Below are 557 nucleotides of genomic sequence, written 5' to 3' on the forward strand. Positions count from 1 at the left end.
GCTCCATTTTGGCTTGCCCATAATTTGATCGTCGGAGCTCTGTTCGCGTTGGGGACAGACGCGGTATCGTTGGCGTCAAACCTGGCGAACCTGATGCGGTTTGTGGTGCGTCGCCGGAGGACTGTATCTTTCAGCCAAAGGTCAAGCGCTTCCGCCAATGCGCCCGGAATATTTGCTCAGGCTGGACCGGTTTCGACACTGGGCATTTAGTGGCATGCCACGCACCTCGATCCGTCCTGCCGCGAACAGGACTACGGCGCCGGTGATGAAGCCGAGCGGAGCGTCGCCATCGACGGTGGAGAGCCCGAGAAAGGCGATGCTCGTCATCGTCGCCTGCTCAAGCGTGTTTTGAAGAAATGCGAGCGGCACCCTCAGCCGCTCGCTTGGAGGAGCGAAGGCGGAGCCGGGATTGTCATGTGCCGAGTAGCGCCGGATGGTCGACACCATCCCGACACCGATGGCGACCCACAGCATTACGAGGAGGCTTTCGCGGGCGGCAAACGCGAGCCGCGGGGCAGTTTCCCGTGGCAGCTCAATCTGTTCGGGAAGCCACAAAG

General features: G+C 61.2%; 1 protein-coding gene. It reads right to left on the minus strand.

Going from position 1 to position 557, the window contains the following annotated elements:
• Window positions 1-141: 141 nt before the first annotated feature.
• On the minus strand, window positions 142-557 hold a 416-nt coding region (locus tag AACY08_RS28345; protein ID WP_339472412.1), incomplete at its 5' end, for an MAPEG family protein.

The sequence above is a fragment of the Pseudomonas sp. EL_65y_Pfl1_R83 genome (genome assembly GCF_963970695.1).
GTDB classification, from domain to species: Bacteria; Pseudomonadota; Gammaproteobacteria; order Pseudomonadales; family Pseudomonadaceae; genus Aquipseudomonas; species Aquipseudomonas tritici.